Source organism: Acinetobacter sp. WCHAc060025, from assembly GCF_004209355.1.
Classification (GTDB): domain Bacteria; phylum Pseudomonadota; class Gammaproteobacteria; order Pseudomonadales; family Moraxellaceae; genus Acinetobacter; species Acinetobacter wuhouensis.
Map to the genome: position 1 here is coordinate 322,092 of NZ_SGSX01000001.1, position 17,883 is coordinate 339,974.

At 38.6% G+C, this 17,883-nt stretch carries 14 protein-coding genes; 5 read left to right on the forward strand and 9 right to left on the reverse strand.

Features of this window, described 5'->3' with window-relative positions:
- Positions 1-71 precede the first annotated feature (71 nt).
- Positions 72-893 carry a class D beta-lactamase gene (gene blaOXA / locus EXE09_RS01535; RefSeq protein WP_068974973.1) on the reverse strand — a complete coding sequence of 274 codons (822 nt, stop codon included), beginning with the start codon at positions 891-893 and terminating at the stop codon, positions 72-74.
- A gap of 913 nt (positions 894-1,806) precedes the next feature.
- Between blaOXA and omp33-36 the strand changes: the two genes are divergently transcribed.
- A complete protein-coding gene (omp33-36, locus tag EXE09_RS01540; protein WP_068974972.1) occupies positions 1,807-2,667 on the forward strand; it encodes a porin Omp33-36 in 861 nt (286 codons plus the stop codon).
- A gap of 73 nt (positions 2,668-2,740) precedes the next feature.
- Here the strand turns inward: omp33-36 and EXE09_RS01545 are convergent, their stop codons facing one another.
- From EXE09_RS01545 to EXE09_RS01560, 4 genes are all read right to left on the reverse strand, one after another.
- Positions 2,741-4,708 carry a BCCT family transporter gene (locus tag EXE09_RS01545; protein ID WP_087554346.1) on the reverse strand — a complete coding sequence of 656 codons (1,968 nt, stop codon included), beginning with the start codon at positions 4,706-4,708 and terminating at the stop codon, positions 2,741-2,743.
- 165 nt (positions 4,709-4,873) lie between these two features.
- A complete protein-coding gene (locus EXE09_RS01550) occupies positions 4,874-5,551 on the reverse strand; it encodes an ion channel (RefSeq protein ID WP_130116095.1) in 678 nt (225 codons plus the stop codon).
- Positions 5,552-5,694: 143 nt separating this feature from the next.
- Positions 5,695-7,410, reverse strand: a complete 1,716-nt coding sequence (locus EXE09_RS01555; protein ID WP_068975111.1) for a cation acetate symporter — start codon at positions 7,408-7,410, stop codon at positions 5,695-5,697.
- Between the two features lie 2 nt (positions 7,411-7,412).
- Entirely contained in the window at positions 7,413-7,748 is a 336-nt protein-coding gene (locus EXE09_RS01560; protein ID WP_068974969.1) for a DUF485 domain-containing protein, read from the reverse strand.
- Positions 7,749-7,935: 187 nt separating this feature from the next.
- Here EXE09_RS01560 and EXE09_RS01565 point away from each other — a divergent pair, with 187 nt between their 5' ends.
- On the forward strand, positions 7,936-11,427 hold the full coding sequence (locus EXE09_RS01565) for a PAS domain-containing hybrid sensor histidine kinase/response regulator (RefSeq protein WP_130116096.1): 3,492 nt from the start codon (positions 7,936-7,938) through the stop codon (positions 11,425-11,427).
- Positions 11,428-11,844: 417 nt separating this feature from the next.
- Entirely contained in the window at positions 11,845-12,606 is a 762-nt protein-coding gene (locus EXE09_RS01570) for a hypothetical protein (protein ID WP_130116097.1), read from the forward strand.
- An 82-nt stretch (positions 12,607-12,688) separates the two neighbouring features.
- Here the strand turns inward: EXE09_RS01570 and EXE09_RS01575 are convergent, their stop codons facing one another.
- On the reverse strand, positions 12,689-13,933 hold the full coding sequence (locus EXE09_RS01575) for an esterase-like activity of phytase family protein (protein ID WP_130116098.1): 1,245 nt from the start codon (positions 13,931-13,933) through the stop codon (positions 12,689-12,691).
- A gap of 149 nt (positions 13,934-14,082) precedes the next feature.
- Positions 14,083-14,490: a helix-turn-helix domain-containing protein gene (locus EXE09_RS01580; protein WP_130116099.1), complete on the reverse strand. Its 408-nt coding sequence runs from the start codon at positions 14,488-14,490 to the stop codon at positions 14,083-14,085.
- Positions 14,491-14,571: 81 nt separating this feature from the next.
- On the opposite strand from EXE09_RS01580, the gene EXE09_RS01585 reads away from it, so the two are divergent.
- Together EXE09_RS01585 and EXE09_RS01590 are read left to right on the forward strand one after the other, a co-directional pair.
- Positions 14,572-15,063, forward strand: coding sequence for a DUF2938 domain-containing protein (locus EXE09_RS01585; protein ID WP_130116100.1), 492 nt, complete (start codon positions 14,572-14,574; stop codon positions 15,061-15,063).
- Between the two features lie 11 nt (positions 15,064-15,074).
- On the forward strand, positions 15,075-15,641 hold the full coding sequence (locus EXE09_RS01590) for a flavodoxin family protein (RefSeq protein ID WP_130116101.1): 567 nt from the start codon (positions 15,075-15,077) through the stop codon (positions 15,639-15,641).
- Positions 15,642-15,813: 172 nt separating this feature from the next.
- Here EXE09_RS01590 and EXE09_RS01595 read toward each other — a convergent pair whose 3' ends face one another.
- Positions 15,814-16,548, reverse strand: a complete 735-nt coding sequence (locus EXE09_RS01595; RefSeq protein ID WP_130116102.1) for a phytanoyl-CoA dioxygenase family protein — start codon at positions 16,546-16,548, stop codon at positions 15,814-15,816.
- Positions 16,549-16,568: 20 nt separating this feature from the next.
- Positions 16,569-17,711 (reverse strand): PQQ-dependent sugar dehydrogenase, encoded by a 1,143-nt coding sequence (locus EXE09_RS01600; RefSeq protein ID WP_087554355.1) that lies wholly within the window; start codon positions 17,709-17,711, stop codon positions 16,569-16,571.
- Positions 17,712-17,883: the final 172 nt, after the last annotated feature.

The window sequence follows — 17,883 nt, forward strand, 5'->3', positions numbered from 1 at the left end:
ATTTAACGTTTTCTATGCCCAGTTATCCCCAATAAACTGGGCATTTTTTTGTCTATGATTTTGTAAATGATCTAACGCAAATAGAAAAATAAGCCTAATTTATCCAAAACATCTAAAGACAATTGTTTACGTTGAGCAGGATTATCATCTTTATTCATCTGCATATTTAAAGCAAAAGCTGTGACTTTACCATTGGGCTGTTCCACCCAACCGGTATACCAACCAACTTGAGGTTCAACATCCATTCCCCAGCCACTTTTTGCATACAATTTTGCACCACCACGACTCTCCACATAGAGCATATCTTTCACTTGTTGTTGCACAGAAAGATCAAAAGGCAAAGTCTTCATTGCCAGTTGATAGGCAAATTTTGCTTCTTGCTCAGGTGTAATTTTTAATGGGCCAACCAACCAAAAATTATCAACTTGTTTTCCAATATTGGCATTTCCAAAACCAATGCGTTTCACTTCTTTTTGCATAAGTTCAAGACCAATACGGCGCGCAAGTTCCTGATAAACAGGTACAGCCGATGCCTGCATCGCCTCTCCCAAAGTCATATCTTTTTCCCATGAAGGAAAAAGCCTTTTCTCCCCATGCCATTTAAAAACTTCAGTGGCTGTTGCTTTGTGATGTTGCAAACCGATTAAAGCATTGAGCATTTTGAATGTTGAGGCAGGAATATACTGCGTATTTGCCCGTGTTAAATCATTGCCGTAACGATTTATTTGATTACCGTCATAGGTGATGAATACCGCTTGAGCTTTCGCTTGTTCAAATAACAATGGAATTTCATTCACCCGATCTTCGACTCTATGCTGAGTTTGCACATCGTACATGCAACCTGAAAGTGCAAAGCCCAACAAACAAATACCAAAATATATTTTAACTTTCATAAACTTAACCAAAAATCAAAAAACTATCACCCTTATATATTTATAATCTACTTAACTCCACCAACAATTTCTGTATGATTATTTAAAATATGATTGTAAGAAAATATTTACAGGTGCAATATATTGGTGCATAATGCACTCACTTAGGGCACATTATTAATATTCCTCAGCAGATTTTATTGATTTGCCCCAGATTTTGGCGAAAAATCCCAGTTTTCTTTGAAAATTGGGATTTTTTTTGGCAAAAATCATGCCAATATTTCATTCTATATATCAATAAAGCACCTTAATAGTGCAGTTTAATAAATTATCGAATCATTCTCTGCAAAAAGTTGAGTACTTTATAAAGCTTGTAAGTTTTAAAGCAAAAAAAAGCCCAACCTTGGGGAAAGCTGGGCATATAAACTTCAAAATTCATCATATAAATAAACTCTATTTCTTAATTATGTGAAATATATAAATTTTTGTAAAACAAATTAAATAAATAAAACGCTAAAATCTTATCGTTTTTCCAGATAATTGAGGTTTAATTAACAATATACATAAAAAGTGAAGATTAATTCACAAATTATTATTTTATAAATTTAACCATTCATGACATTAATTTGAAATTACATAAAATAAATCATCGAAAATGACGATTAACAAGTATAAAATCAATCATAAAAGCAATTAATAAGTGTAGTATTTTGTCATACTTTTCAAATGAATTAAAAGTTTTATATTAATTTATTTTATTGTTCTGATTACACTTTTTATACGGTTGACTTAAATTTTAACAAATGAGTAGTTTTTAAACAATTTACTTTTCATGTAATTGATTTGTAACGAATGGCCGCAAACATCATTGACTTAATATCTTGTTACAATACAATGCCATGTGTTTCACCAATTTCAACTATTGGAAAAGATTATGAAAAAACTCGGTTTAGCCACTGCTTTATTATTAGCCATGACCGGCGCTCAAGCATACCAATTCGAAGTACAAGGTCAATCAGAGTATATCGATACAACTGTAAATGACAAAGACTTCACTGGTGGCGTACAAGGTACTTACTACCTTAAAAATGTTGACTCTTCTAAAGGTCCTTTAGCTGAAGCAGCATTCTTAAACCAAGCTTCTAATGTATCTTTAGCTTATAACTTTAGCCAATTAGATGCAGGCGTTGATGTTCATAATTTTGGTGCTAAAGCAGAAGCTTATGTTCCAACTCCATACGTTCCAGCTTATGCTAGCGTTTCTTATAGCCACACTATCCTTGATGGTAAAGTTGGTAACTCAGATGACAAAGGCGACCGTTATTCTCTAGAAGTGGGTGCTCTTCCAACTCAAAACTTCTTGGTTGCTGTAGGTTATACAAGCGTTGCTGACCAAACTGCTTTAGATGCGTTCAATGTAATGGGTAACGGTGCTGCTAAAGCGGTTGCTGAAGCTGCAACTATCGGTGAAGACCAAGACGCGATCACTGCACGTGCTAAATACGTTGGCGGTATCGACGGTACTAACATGTCTTTAGCGTTTGAGTCAGGTATTGTTTATGGTGATGCTACTGCTTACCAACTTAAAACTGATTTGTATTTGAACCCACAATTAAGCGTTGGTGCTTCTTATGCAGAATCTAGCTTTGACGCTACTCCTGATTCAGCTTGGGGCGCAAACGTAAATTACTTTATCACTCCTGCTATTGCAGTAGGTGCAAGCTACGTAAATGCAAACTCGAAAGCTGCGAACGACACTCAAACTGTTGGCGTTAATGCTAAATTCCGTTTCTAAGATCTAATCTTTAGAAATTGAATCAAAAAAAGGACTCTAATTTAGAGTCCTTTTTTTATATAACGAATTAGATTTAATTACGAATCACATTTAAAAAATGTAAATGACGTTCATATTGGTCAATAATGTCTTGTAATAGATCTTCTTGCGTCCAATCCATCACATCATAGCCCTGCCCGCCTTCACGTAAAAACACTTCAGCCTGATAAAACTCATCAATTTCATCATGTTGCTCATCCAACATAAAACTTGCTGCTTCAGTTTGATGGGTTTGTACTTTATAGACAAAGTTGAGTTCACTTTGGTGATCGACACTCAAAGCTAAACCATCATCGACCTCACGGATATTCACCTCTAAATGACGGCGCTTAAATTCACGTTGAATACTTTCAAAAGCCTGTCGTACTTGATGCTGAATATAATCATTCACTTCATCGCGTGTATGCGGATAGTGCATGATCAAACCTAAACGTTGTTGCCAACTGCGAGGATTTTGTACTGCACGCGGGGTAATTCGAGCAACTTGCAAAGCATTCATTTTCGTGACATCTAAACGTAATGCTTTGAGTAATCCCCAACACAGCAACAACATAATAAATGTAAAAGGTAAAGCACTCATCATGGTTGCCGATTGCAATGCCCCTAATCCACCAACAAGCAAAAGAATGATCGACAAAACTGCCATTAATGCCGTCCAAAAGAGGCGCTGCCAAATTGGAGAGTTTTCTGATTTCGCTGTGAGATAATCCGTCACTAACGCACCAGAGTCAGCAGAAGTCACAAAGAATAGCACCACCAAAATCGTGGCAATAAAACTTGAAATACCAGCAAAAGGTAAATGACTTAAAAACTCAAACAGCGCCACTGATGAATCATTTTGAACTGCGGTGATTAAACTGGTGTGTCCTTGTTCTAAAATACTGAACAGTGCAGCATTGCCCATGAAACCCATCCAAATCAGGGTAAAGCCTGTTGGAATTAGCAATACACCCACAATGAACTCACGAATAGTCCGTCCTCGTGACACTCGCGCAATAAACATTCCCACAAATGGTGACCAAGAAATCCACCATGCCCAATACATAATCGTCCAACCACCAATCCAACCATTCGGTTGATACGCATAAAGATTAAAGGTCATGGAGAATAAATTGGACATATACTGTCCAGCATTTTGAATTGTGGTTTGTAAAATATAAATACTTGAACTGGCTAAAAATACAAAGACCAATAAAGACAATGCAAGCACTAAATTCAGTTCAGATAAACGCTTAATTCCTTTATCTAAGCCCAAACCCACAGACAAAGATGCCAAAGCACTGACAAAAATAATCAGCATAATTTGTGTGCTGATCTGGTTTTCCCAACCAAATAAATAACTCAAACCTGAGTTAATCTGTGTGACGCCAAAACCCAATGTCGTTGCAACACCAAAAACCGTTCCAAGTGTTGCAAAGGTATCGACCGCATCACCCATTGGCCCATAGATTTTTTTACCAATAATCGGATATAAACCTGAACGAACTTTTAAAGGCAAATTATAGCGGAATGCAAAATAAGCCAATGTTAAACCAACTAAGGCATAGATTGCCCAAGCATGTAATCCCCAATGGAAAAAGGTGATTCGCATGGCTTGTTGTGCGGCTTGTACCGTTTGTGCATCACCTGTAGGTGGACTGACATAATGCATGACGGGTTCAGCCACGCCAAAAAACATCAAACCAATCCCCATCCCTGCGGTAAATAGCATGGCAAACCAAGAGCCACTACTATATTCAGGTTGGCTATGATCAGGGCCAAGTTTTATTTTCCCCATGTCTGATAATGCAATAAACACAAGAACCAAAAGAAAAATTGCAACCGCAAGTACATAGAACCAACTAAATGAATCGGTAATCCACTGATTCATTTGTTTGGTCATGAGATCAAAAGCATTCGGTGTCAAAATCACGAATGCTAAAAAAATAACGATAATTCCAACCGTACTGAAAAACACATTTGGATTGACATTATCAAACCAAGATGACTTTTTGGAAGGCATATCTTCCTCACATTTTTTTAATTAACGGGCAGACCCTATGGGTCAAGAAAGGCATTCACAAGAAGTGAAAAAGAGCAGACTCAGCTTAAGAAAAGTCCAGATTTGATTATAATTCAAGCAAAAAATCGATACAGTTTACTTACTGTAAAAAATATTCAATTGAAATTATTCATTTTTATGCGCGATATAGTGTAAAGAAATCAAACGCGAAACAATCAATGCCAAGTACATCACGCCACCAAACATTTGTAGCATCGCAACAACCCGTGCAGCGGGTGCGAGTGGAATCACATCAGAAAGCCCTGTAGCAGACTGCAAGCTAAAACTTAAGAAGAGTAAATCCAACCATGTTTGGTACTCTCCTACATGATTTGGATTTTGAAAACTATTGGGCACGAGTAACTGACAAATACTATATAAAAACGCAAAGCCCCATGCGATCAAGGTAAAAACAGCCCCTGCTGCAAACAGTTCATCTTTGGTGAGATAGCGGTCTTCAAACATATAACGTACCAAACCATAAGCAGCGCAGAAATAAGCCATGGCTTCAAAGAAATGCGCTGTGATTTGCATCGGAATGGAACGTTGCCCAATGAGCATCAAAATCGAAAATATAAATGCACCACTAACAAAAATCATGCCCAAGATGGTAAATGTAGGTGTTTGTCGAATTACTTTGGCAATAATCAAAAGTGCCAAGACACCCACTGCCCACGTGAGAATTTGATAGCTTCGGCTTTGACTGGTATAGAGGTAAAGAAATAAGCTACTTAACTGAACCAATAGCAGCCAAGCAGAGGGCAATAGTTTAAAGTCTTTCCAAAAATCAACAATTGGACGCATATTTTAGATTCTGTTTGTTTTTATCAATTTCAAAGTTAGCACATTCATGCATGTTGATACATTTTTTCTACGATGAATACATTTTAAAAACCATAAAAAAACACCTCCAAGGAGGTGTTCTTTATAGGATCAGATCATTTGAATTAGTGATCTGAAGCACCTGAGATGCCAATACCTGTTTGTGAACGAACATACTGTGCATCAAATGCTTTGCGTTCTGCTTCTGCGCGAGCTGATTTATCAGTCACAGAGAATAACCAACAGCAGATGAATGCTAACGGCATTGCAAAGATTGCAGGACCATTGAATGAGTTGATTGGTGTATCAGAGATTTTTAATGTATCTACCCAAACTGCTTTAGATAAGATAATTAACGTTACTGCTGTTACTAGACCAACAACACCACCGATCACCGCACCACGAGTTGTTAAACCTTTCCAGAACATTGAAAGTACAAGTACTGGGAAGTTTGCACACGCTGCTACAGAGAATGCTAAACCAACCATGAATGCTACGTTTTGTTTTTCGAACAAAATACCCAAGATCATCGCGAAGATAGCAAGACCTAAAGTCGCAATCTTAGACATACGTAATTCAGATTCAGGCGTCGTTTGACCTTTCTTCAATACGTTTGCATACAAGTCATGAGAGATTGCTGAAGCACCAGACAATGTCAAACCAGCAACAACCGCAAGGATCGTAGCGAATGCAACTGCTGAAATGAAGCCCATGAACAAGTCGCCACCAACAGCATCAGACAAGTGAACCGCAGCCATGTTGTTACCACCAACAAGTTCTAACTTGCCAGTAACTGCCATTTTTGCAACGTCGATGAATTGTGGGTTGTTTGATACGAAAAGGATCGCACCGAAACCAATGATGAATGTTAATAGGTAGAAGTAACCAATGAAACCTGTTGCAACTACAACTGATTTACGTGCTTCTTTCGCATCTTTAACTGTGAAGAAACGCATAAGGATGTGTGGTAAACCTGCTGTACCGAACATCAACGCTAAACCAAGAGATAAAGCATCTAATGGGTTTTTAGCAAGGCTACCAGGACCCATGATCTTAGATGCATCTTCAAGGCTCACATCATGTACTTTTGCAAATACGTCGATTGATTGCTTGAACATTTCAGAGAAGCTATAACCTACAGAATGCATCACCATGAACGCCATGAATGTTGCACCTGAAAGTAACATCACCGCTTTAATGATCTGCACCCAAGTTGTTGCCAACATACCACCGAACATTACATAAGCCATCATGAGAAGACCCACGATCACAACTGCGATGTTGTAGTTCAAACCGAATAATAGTTTGATTAACTGACCTGCACCTACCATCTGTGCGATTAAGTAGAATGCAACCACAACCAATGAGCTGATCGCTGCAAGCGTACGTACTGGTTTTTCTTCTAAGCGGAATGAAACCACGTCAGACAGGTTGTATTTACCTAAGTTACGCAGACGTTCAGCCACCAAGAACAATACGATCGGCCAACCCACCATGAAGCCTAGTGAATAAAGCAAGCCATCAAAGCCTGAGCTAAACACCATTGCGGAAATACCCAAGAACGATGCTGCTGACATATAGTCACCCGCAATCGCCAAACCATTTTGGAAACCTGAGATACCACCACCAGCAGTATAAAAGTCAGCAGTATTTGTCGTTTGTTTAGCAGCCCATTTGGTAATGAACAATGTTAAACCCACGAAAATCGCAAACATGATGATTGCGTGCCAGTTTGTTGCCTGTTGTTGAGCTTCACCTAAGTCAGGACCAGCTTGTGCGACAGTTGAAAGCAGTGCAGTAGATGCAAGAGCTGCTTTAGTTTTTAAAGAGTTCCATTTCATCATTAGTGCAGTCCTTTTTCATGAGCAATTTCTTCTACTTCTTTCATTGCTTCTTCAGTCAATTGATCCAAAGAATTGTTGGCGATATATGAATACACGCCACATAAAAGAAAAGATAAAACAATAATGCTCAGACCTAAAGGAATTCCCCAAGTGGTGACACCACCTTCCGATACTTTAGATAATAAAAACTCTTTGTTGTAGCCAACTAAAAGCATAAATCCAACATAAACAAACAACATAATTGCCGTAAGTGTCCAGCTCAATTTACTTTTCTTAGCAACCATTTCTTTGAATTTTGGATTTTGTAGAATCGCGTCTACTTGTCTCTCATCCATAACCATGCTCCTTGTTAAGCGACCAGTATCCTGGTTGCTTCTTTTTAATCATTTTTTTACATGGTCAAAATTAACAAGATTGTGGGGTTCTCGTAACTTAGACTTTGGTCGTTAAATTTTGATCGAAATGAACGAGTCAGTTCATAGATAGAGTATTATAGAACGAGATTTTTACATCGTAGTCCTTATGAGCAGTTGGTTAATTATAGGGGTTCTCGCCCTTTACATCCTCATTCTCTTTGTTTGCGCCTTCTTTGGAGAGAAGCATGCGAGTCGATTAAGCACGCGCGGCAGGATGTTACTCTTTAGTCTAACATTGGGGGTTTATTGCTCATCTTGGACATTTTATGGTGCAACGGGTGCAGCGGTTCGTGAAGGGATTATTTTCTTACCCATCTATTTAGGGCCACTATTATTTGTTTGGCTTGGTTACGATATTTGGCGTCGTTTAGGACGAGTTCGTCAGCATCATGCAATCTCTTCTATCGCTGACTTTGTCGCTGCACGTTATGGTAAAAGCGGGACACTGGCATCTTTAGTGACCATTCTTGCTGTAGTCGCAATTATTCCTTATCTCGCGCTACAACTGCGTGCCATTGCACTCAGTGCTTCCGTCATGCTGGATCACAACACGCAAGTGCTCTCTACGACAACGAATGGGGTTCTCTGTTTAACTGCAGTTTTAGCAATTTTGGCCATGATGTTTGGGACACGACAAATTGCCAATACAGAACAACATGGCGGTTTAATGTTAGCTGTAGCATTTGAATCTTTTGTGAAACTCTTTGCCCTACTCTGTGTTGCATTCTTTTTTATATTTGAAGCCCCTGAAAACATCGTCCAGATTTCGCATGATGTGCAAAAGACTTTCCACGAAGTGCAATTGTTTGGTGTCCCTGAAACCTTTTGGGTTCAAACACTTTTAGCAGCATTGGCAATCATCTGTTTACCTCGCCAATTCCACGTAGCAGTCGTTGAATTACGCGATGAAAAGCACATTCGTGGCGCACGTCGCTGGTTCGCAGCTTATTTAATTTTAACCATCATTGCGATTATTCCAATTGCCAGCTGGGCGCTACACGCTGCACCTAAATACTTAACCATTCCCGATGTTGCAGTCCTATCTTTACCAATCAGTTATAACCAAGACTGGCTGTCTTTACTGGCTTTTCTAGGTGGTTTTTCAGCATCTACAGGCATGCTCTTAGTTTCATCTGTAGCATTATCCATCATGCTCAGTAACGATTTAATCATGCCTGCTTTGTGGAGATTTGGCATTCTGTCGCGCCATGATAAACGCCTCCCGCAAGTACTCAAATTCACCCGTCGTGTGTGTATTTTAGCGGTGATGCTGTTAGGCTTTTTATTCTTCCATTTCTTTAATGATATTGACCAACTCTCTACATTTGGCTTATTGGCATTTAGTGCTGTTGCACAATTCTCTCCTGCGCTGATTGGCGGATTATATTGGCGTGGTGGTAGTCGCCAAGGTGTTTACGCAGGGTTGGTGGTCGGCTTTATTCTATGGTCTTATACCTTACTCTTACCGACGATTTTGCGTAGTTTACCGACTGAATATGGGGACTTCGCTCATCAGTTTTTAATGTTTGGGCCTTTAGGGATTACATGGTTAAGACCTGAAGCCTTATTTGGTTTTGAGTCTTTTGCACCATTGACCCACGGTGTGATTTGGGCATTGGGCTTAAATATTATGCTTTACATTTGGGTATCTAGAATTTATCGCCCAAGTATTGCAGAACAAATTCAGGCAGAAAGCTTTTTCTACTATGAAACTAAACCTCTTCCTGCACAAAGTACTTCAACAGACATCAATTATTTACACCATGATGTTGCCAAACTTAAAGTTGGCGACTTAATCGCACTTGCCAAACGTATTACAGGTGAAGGTCCAACGACCCATGCATTCCGCCAATTTTGTATCATGAACAATGTGGTCATGAATGAAAATAGCAGTGCAAACGGGATGTGGTGGCGTTTTACTGAGCAGTATTTGGCAGGTACGATTGGTGCAGCATCAGCCCGTACCCTGCTGACTACAGCCATGGTGAATAATGGTTTAGCACTGGGCCAAGTGGCGAATATTCTTGACCAAGCCTCACAATGGCAACGCTTTAACCAAAACCTGATCATGACCATGATTGACCACATGACCCAAGGCGTCAGCGTAGTCGATGAGAATATGTGCTTGGTCGCGTGGAATAATCAATACCTTAAACTTTTTGATTATCCAAAAGATTTAGTTTATGTCGGTTGTCCAATTGCAGATTTGATTCGCTATAACGCTGAACGTGGTGAATGTGGTCCAGGTTCAGTCGAAGAACACGTTCGCAAACGGATTCACTGGATGAAAGTCGGTAGTGCGCACGAATTTGAACGGATTCGTAAAGATGGTCGTGTTATCCAAATGCGTGGCAATCCGATTGAAGGTGGTGGTTTTGTTACGACCTTTGCGGATATTACAGCGTTCCGTGAAAATGAAGCGGTACTTGAAGCACGTGTTTCAGATCGAACTCAGCAGCTTGCAGATGCATTGTCAGAGCAACAATTGGCTCGTGAGCAAGCAGATAAAGCCAATATGTCAAAAAGTCGCTTTATCGCAGCAGCCAGCCACGATCTTTTACAACCTATGCATGCAGCACGCTTGTTCAGCACCGCGTTAGAGCAAAGTATTCAGTCTGATGAAGACCGTAAAACCTTACAACAACTGGATCGGGCATTGCATGGCGCAGAAAGCATGCTTTCTGCCCTTTTGGATATTGCACGTTTAGAAGGTGGTTCAATCCAACCAAAGCGTCAAGCTTATCCACTGCATGACTTACTCAACGATTTAGAATTGCAATTTAAATCCATTGCCGCACAACGTGACATTCAATTTAGTGTCCATGATGCAAAATTCTGGATTGATACCGATCCACAATGGATTCGTCGTATTATTCAAAACTTTGTTAGTAATGCCCTACGCTATACTGCACGTGGTCGTGTCGTGGTTGGTGTACTTCGCGCTTCTAACCGCCCAAATCATATTCGTATCGGCGTTTGGGATACGGGTCCAGGTATTGCAGAAGAACAACGTATTAAACTATTCCAAGAGTTTGAACGTTGTGGACATACCTCACCTTGGGGTGAGCAAGGTTTAGGCTTAGGTTTAGCCATCGTACAACGTATGACCAGCCTACTTGATTACCCTGTGCATGTTTACTCTACACAAGGCAAAGGTTCATGCTTTATGATCGATGTACCAATTGTTGATGCACCGAAAATCGTAGCCACGCCTGTACAAGCAGTTCCGCTCAAATCAAAAGCCTATAAAATCTTGTGCTTAGATAATGATGAAACCATTTTAGAAGGTATGTCGACATTGCTGACCAAGTGGGGTTATCAAGTCTTTAAAGCCACAGAACCTGAACAAGCTTTAGAGCTGATTCAAACAGAAAATATTCAAGTGTGGTTGGTTGATCAACACTTGAATGATGGCAAAATTGGTTTAGATTTCATCATTGAACATCGTCAGGAAAATGTACCTTCCGCATTGATCACGGCAGACTCAGATCCTGAACTGCCACAACGTGTCAAAGATTTGAATATTGTGTTGTTAAAGAAACCATTGAAGCCAGCTTCGTTACGCTCATGGTTATCTGGTCTAAAAATTTCTCAGTAAATTTTAACTAGGTAGCTGTATCAATTTCATATTTTGATACATTTATAACCTCTATCCAGATGATGGATAGAGGTTTTTGTTTCACTATTTTTAAGTGAAATAGCAATTTATTTTAAACTTTATGCAAAAGCATTCAAAAACAGTAAGAAAATAATCAGAATCATTGACCAAAAATTTCAAAGCTTTATTTTCTATGGCAATTTCAACCAAAATAGTAAATATACACTTGTATAATTAGTTACAATTAAATATATTGCTGATTTTTATAAACAAAAATATCATCTTAACACCGCATACAACTTTAGTCTTATTCCTATTGCAACCCATATAAATCGAAAATTATTACAACACAAAAGCACGCGCTTGTTCAGGGAAGCAACATTTGCGTATTAAATGAATTTAAATAGGATTTTTGCCATGAATATTTCAGAAGTTTCAAATGGGCATCAAGCTCAACAATTCCACCGTCAATATGGTGCAAATGCAATCCTGCCTGAAATCGATTGGCAAGATATTTTTAAACACAGCAAACTGCAAAACACACAAATCCAAGCCTTAAACACACTTTATCAAGCTGCTGTTCCATTGGCTTTACAAGTTTTTGAAGACTTGAAATTTGATGTTTTTGCACCTGTTGCATTCCACCCACAAGGTTTGGGCTTATTTGATAAATTAGCGCAACAAGAAGAAAAACTGGTTCAACGCTTAGAAGATGAATGCGAATGTTTGAATGATGAAATTCGTCATCAAGTATGGAGTATGTTACTGCGTGGTGGTGCAGTACTCGTATTCAAAGCTTGGCTGGGTAAAGTTAAACTGGGAAATAATAGCTTAGATATGACTCAATTTGATGAGCTTTCTGATTTACTGTTTATTAAAACATCACCTACAACTTTAGCACACCGTCTAAGTGTAAATTCACAAGCTGATTATGATCACGTCTTTTTAATGTATGGTAATGACGTATTCTTAGATCGCTTTAACAGCCTTGAAACTGCTGCATTATTTGTTGATCTCGGTGTATATGATGCCGCATTCTTAAGCTTACGTGACGACCGCGTTGCTGAATATTTAAAATCTAAAGGCTATGTCAGCCAAGATCAAATCGAAGACTTAAAATGTGCTTTAAACCCATTGGGTTGCCCAGATCAAGTATCGAAACAAGATTGTTTAGCTTAAACTAAAACGACAAAATAGATCTAAAGAAGCCAGTCATATGACTGGCTTCTTATCAATAATATCATTCAGAGTATATAACATACTAAAATAATGCCTTCGGCAATTTAATCTGAATAATTTCATTATCATCTGCTTTTTTCGCATTTCGCCCAGATGAGCCAGGGAAGTTATTATCATTCAATACCGTTAAGGTATTTTTATTCTCAATAATCACATCTTCAATGGTAAAAAATGGGAATGCGAAGTTTGTACCCGTACCAATGTCACCATCGCGAGCAGTACCATATAAATTATTTGGGTTCGTGATCTTCATTAAATCAACCAATTCGGTACGTTGAACAGCTTTACCCGATTCACCCAATTTAATTTGAATTAACTTTTTATAACCTTCTAATTTATTTTCAGAATCATCACGCTCAATAATCACACCTGATTCATGATCAAATAATTGAAAATCACCAATCGAGGTCGCTTTTTCATTTAAATCAAACAAATAATATTTGCCTGTATACGCTTTTTTCTTCACATCAAACTGTGAAATTAATAACTGACGCTGTACTGAACCTTTCAAAGGTTTTTCTAAAAGCGGATATAAATACTGACCATCTTTTGACAAAGCCATCCCCTCAAAACCACCACTTTGTAGCGTTAAAGGTTCTACATAATTTACATTGGCTTTATTTAATTGGTTTTGCGGTGAACGCAATTCTGTACCGACTTTAAACGGATTTGGAAGCGAAATAGGTGCGTCAATTAATACACCATCTTTATCAAAATGAAGTAAATAAGGACCAAATTCATCTCCAATCCAATACGTTCCATCCGCAGTTCGTTGAATCGACTCAGGATCAAAATCTGCACCTGTTAGTAAACGATCTGAAGTATTTTTATTAGTAATATCAAAGGGAACTAGTTTATTTGGATCGCGCAACTGAATAAAACTCATCACTTGAACTTTTGCTGAACCTGTTGATTTGGTACGAAAATCAGGTTTGATTTGATAGATGCGCAATAGAAAATCTGCTGAATTGTCTTGTGCACCAAAACCATTGTCCGCCATCACCATATACGTTCCGTCACCATTTTTCAAAGCGCCTGAAAAACCTTGTACAGGCTGCCCCTTAAATGGAGGGAAAATACCATTTGCCCCTTTCACTGCTGCACCTGAATTCGGTCCTGCGGCATAGGTTTCAACATCAAGCTTGGCAAATGACACCAACGTAGGCACTGAAACCGATGATTCAAATGAGAAGTCATCTTCATCATTACAGGCGGTTAAACCTAAAGCACTACAGCAGAATAAAGCCAATAAAATTTTCTTGTTCATGGTCTTATACATTTGATAAAAATTTACGCAAATTTAACAAGTTTTGATGACGCTTTTACTGCACTAAAATGAAGACTTCATGGCGGAAAAATGACAATGTAACGCAATACGTTGTGATCTGAATGAAAATAACACTCATCGAATCAGTATTACTCAAGTTTAGTCGGTTGATATTCACCCGCAATCGCTGCTTTTAAATACTTTTGAAAGGTTGGACATTGCATATGATTTTCTGCGGGGCATACGGCAGCATGTCTCAGTCCTTCACTGATGAAATGTAAACGTCGAGTCATCTGTTCGAGTTGCTCGGCTTTCTGATTTAACATTTCTCGATCTAATTCAGGCTGACCATCTTGACTAAACATCTGTGCAATTTCAGTTAGGGAAAAACCTGCCGCCCGTCCCAAAGCAATCAGTGCCAATTGATCTAAAACCTGCTTGCCATACTGTCGGCGCAGGCCATGACGACCAATGGATTTAATTAAACCCTTCTCCTCATAAAAACGTAAGGTCGACGTCGCCATATTTGCCCGTTTAGCCACTTCTCCAATATCCATAAATACCTCTTGACTTCAAGTTGACTTTAATTTGCACACTATCTTTATCGCGTTTTGTGCAGAAAAGATCAAGGTGAAAAAATGAAAACTGCGGAACTGCTGTTTCAAATCCTGTGCTTAGGGATCGGTGCCACACTGATCATGGATATCTGGCTTTTTATCTTAAAAAAATTCAATCTTCCGACACTCAATTTTGCTCTGCTGGGTCGTTGGGTCGGCTGGATATTTCAAGGTAAATTCACCCATACATCAATTGCCCAAAGTCCTGCCACTCAACATGAATATGCTCTGGGTTGGCTGGCACATTACAGTGTCGGTATCCTCTTCGCATTTGGCTTTATTTTAATTATAGGCAAAGAATGGTTATTACAGCCTCAATTCTATTCTGCCTTTTGTTTTGGTCTCATCACGGTTCTGATGCCTTTTCTGATCATGCAACCTGCCATGGGTGCAGGGATTGCTTCTGCTAAAACTGCACAACCTTTGCGCAACGCACTACGAAGTCTGATCAATCACAGTGTCTTTGGCTGTGGTTTATATCTCAGTGCCCAATTACTTGCACTGTTTCAATAAGGAGTCAAACCATGAAATCCATTGCCATTATTTATCATAGCCGTCAGGGTCATACCCAGTTTATCGCCCAACAGATTCAACTTGGCGCAGCACAAGTTGAACAGATTAAAGCTGACTTATTTACCGCTGAGCAGTTGATGTCTCAACCTGAATTACTCTGTCATTATGATGGACTAATTTGGGGTTCGCCAACCTATCTCGGTGGTGTTTCTGGCACTTTTAAGCAACTCATGGATACCACGGGTCCATTATGGAAGAAGCAGGCTTTTAAAGGAAAATTAGCCGCAGGATTTACCGCTTCCTCATTACCTGCTGGGGATAAGCAATCGACCCTGATTTCACTTTTCACCTTTTCGATGCAACACGGTATGGTATGGGTCGGCAACCCTATTTTACCTGAGCAACATCAAGGTGTTCCGTATACGCAAGCAGCCAATCGTCTCGGGTCATGGTCTGGTCTTATGGCACAAGCCGAACATGCCAGTGCGGCAGATGCTTTTGATATTGGCGATATTAAAACCGCTCAGTTATTTGGACAAAACTTTGCATTTCGCTTAAATGCATATCAAGGAACATGATCGAATAAAAGGAGCTAGTCTTTAATTTCCACATGTTTTTAATCTCGGGCATTACTACATTAAAAACATTAGGTGTTATCAATAGTTTCTTTTCTATGTGAATGTCAGCATGGATTAGGAATATCTCTTATGAAGAAGATCCTGTCAGGATGATGGGTTTTCTTTATTTATCTTACAAATTCTGAAAATATCTATACGTTGCCATCATTCTTATCTTTTTTGCAGCATTTATCGCTGGAGAATGAATAACCCTCATATCCATTAAATACACATCCCCTTGTACGCCAGTTAATTCAATGATCTCTAATTTTTTATTCTGAAAATCAAAAGGCTGATTTAATATTTTCGTACTCAATAAATGATTCAGCTGACTTGAAGAAGATCGTTCAGTTAAATGATGTGAACCTTTCAAAACTAGAGTTCCACCACCATGAGGTTGAATATCATCAATGATTAAAAAAAATTGCAGTGACTCAAAAGCTGTTGAATGTGAATCGACATGCCATTTTAAATCATTCAGTGTCCATTTTTCCTGTTGAGGTAATGTCAGTAGAAGTTGCTGTTTCTGATCAGAGTAAAACTTTTTAGCAAAAATTTTGAATACAACTTCACCCAAAATATCTGAATATTTTTCTAAAGTTTTTGGCTGTTTAACTGTTCTGGACAACATGACAATCTGTTGAAAATGACTCAATTTTTTCAATTCTTTAGAGATTATTTTATTATTTTCATAAACTTTTAAACGTTTCAGTTCTTCAACCAAACTCTCTTTGATTAAATTTACTTCTTTTTTATCAATAAACTGAGATAGCTTAACAATTCCATCAACACCTAAGTCAGTTTTAATTTGTTTTAACTTTATTTGATCCAAATCGGCTCCATTATGATTCATTTTAAAAATTTCCAATCCCTAAGATTCAATCAGCTCTACTTAGGCAATAGCCTTAATAAACCAGCATTTTTTCCATCTTCCAACACCCAAATCGAGCCATTATATGCAGTATGAATATCGCGAATCCGCTGCTGCATATCCAAACGTTGTACCTCACGAACAGGTTTTGATTCAGTATCGACAACAATAATTGCTTCAGAAGATAAACCTCCAATTAAAGCCTTATGATTCCATTTCGGGAATAATTCATCCTGATAAAACACTAAACTTGATGGAGAAATAACGGGTGTCCAACTGATTTCAGGTGCTTTAAACTCAGGATGCGTAACATGGTCTGGAATATCTCGTCCTGAATAGTGATCACCATTGGAAACAACTGGATAGCCGTAGTTCTCACCCTTCTTGATAAGGTTTAATTCATCTCCACCTCGTGGACCCATTTCAACCACCCACAATTGATCCTTGGCATCAAAAGCCATACCTAATGGGTTTCTATGACCCAATGACCAGACTTGTTTCGCAATCTCACCGTGTTGAGTGAATGGATAATCGGCAACAACAGTCCCATCATCATTCAACTTGATCACTTTACCTAAGTTTGAACTCATATCCTGAGCAGGGTCAAATTTCTGCCGTTCACCAGAACTGATCCAAAGTTTGCCATCTTTGCCAAAAATCATTCGATGTGCATAATGCCCCTGTCCTGAAACTTTTGGCACTTGCTCCCAGATTCTTTTCATATTACGAAGTTGTAGATTTTTATCTTTTAAATTTAATTCAGCACGTATCACAACCGCGCCATAACCCTCTTTGCTTTTTTCTGCATAACTTAAATAAATTTGATGATTCTTTGCAAATTCAGGATGTAAGACAATATCACCCAATCCCCCCTGCCCGCCATAAGCAACTTCTGGAACACCTAAAATTTCAATGCTTTTCAATGTTGATGGATCAAAGAGTTTTAATTTACCTTTCTTTTCTGTAATCAATAAGTGACCTTCAACCAACTCGGTCATTGCCCATGGTTCATCAAATGTCGCTACTTTTTCAACACTATATTTCTGATTTATCAATGAATGAGTTGAAATATTTTGATCACTTTGAGCATTACAAGCACTTAACAAAATACAGCTCAGCAATAGTGGTAAGTTTCTTAAGTACTGTCGAGAAGCATCCATTTCTTATTCCTCAATACGCTGATGTCTTATTGATTGTAATGCAAAGACCATATTGAACGATTCTTATATTGTTAATGGTGCTTTTTCTGACAGAATCACTGTAAGCATTTTCCTACAAATGCTGCCGAATTTTGCGGATATACAGCCTGATCTAATCATCCTATTATTTAGT

Excerpts from the sequence above, each read along its gene's own strand:
- EXE09_RS01560 (WP_068974969.1), bottom strand. The coding sequence starts at position 7,748 with ATGGATGAGAGACAAGTAGACGCGATTCTACAAAATCCAAAATTCAAA.
- EXE09_RS01575 (WP_130116098.1), bottom strand. The coding sequence starts at position 13,933 with ATGAACAAGAAAATTTTATTGGCTTTATTCTGCTGTAGTGCTTTAGGT.
- EXE09_RS01555 (WP_068975111.1), bottom strand. The coding sequence starts at position 7,410 with ATGAAATGGAACTCTTTAAAAACTAAAGCAGCTCTTGCATCTACTGCA.
- EXE09_RS01565 (WP_130116096.1), top strand. The coding sequence starts at position 7,936 with ATGAGCAGTTGGTTAATTATAGGGGTTCTCGCCCTTTACATCCTCATT.
- EXE09_RS01585 (WP_130116100.1), top strand. The coding sequence starts at position 14,572 with ATGAAAACTGCGGAACTGCTGTTTCAAATCCTGTGCTTAGGGATCGGT.
- EXE09_RS01570 (WP_130116097.1), top strand. The coding sequence starts at position 11,845 with ATGAATATTTCAGAAGTTTCAAATGGGCATCAAGCTCAACAATTCCAC.
- EXE09_RS01600 (WP_087554355.1), bottom strand. The coding sequence starts at position 17,711 with ATGGATGCTTCTCGACAGTACTTAAGAAACTTACCACTATTGCTGAGC.
- blaOXA (WP_068974973.1), bottom strand. The coding sequence starts at position 893 with ATGAAAGTTAAAATATATTTTGGTATTTGTTTGTTGGGCTTTGCACTT.
- EXE09_RS01550 (WP_130116095.1), bottom strand. The coding sequence starts at position 5,551 with ATGCGTCCAATTGTTGATTTTTGGAAAGACTTTAAACTATTGCCCTCT.
- omp33-36 (WP_068974972.1), top strand. The coding sequence starts at position 1,807 with ATGAAAAAACTCGGTTTAGCCACTGCTTTATTATTAGCCATGACCGGC.
- EXE09_RS01545 (WP_087554346.1), bottom strand. The coding sequence starts at position 4,708 with ATGCCTTCCAAAAAGTCATCTTGGTTTGATAATGTCAATCCAAATGTG.
- EXE09_RS01590 (WP_130116101.1), top strand. The coding sequence starts at position 15,075 with ATGAAATCCATTGCCATTATTTATCATAGCCGTCAGGGTCATACCCAG.
- EXE09_RS01580 (WP_130116099.1), bottom strand. The coding sequence starts at position 14,490 with ATGGATATTGGAGAAGTGGCTAAACGGGCAAATATGGCGACGTCGACC.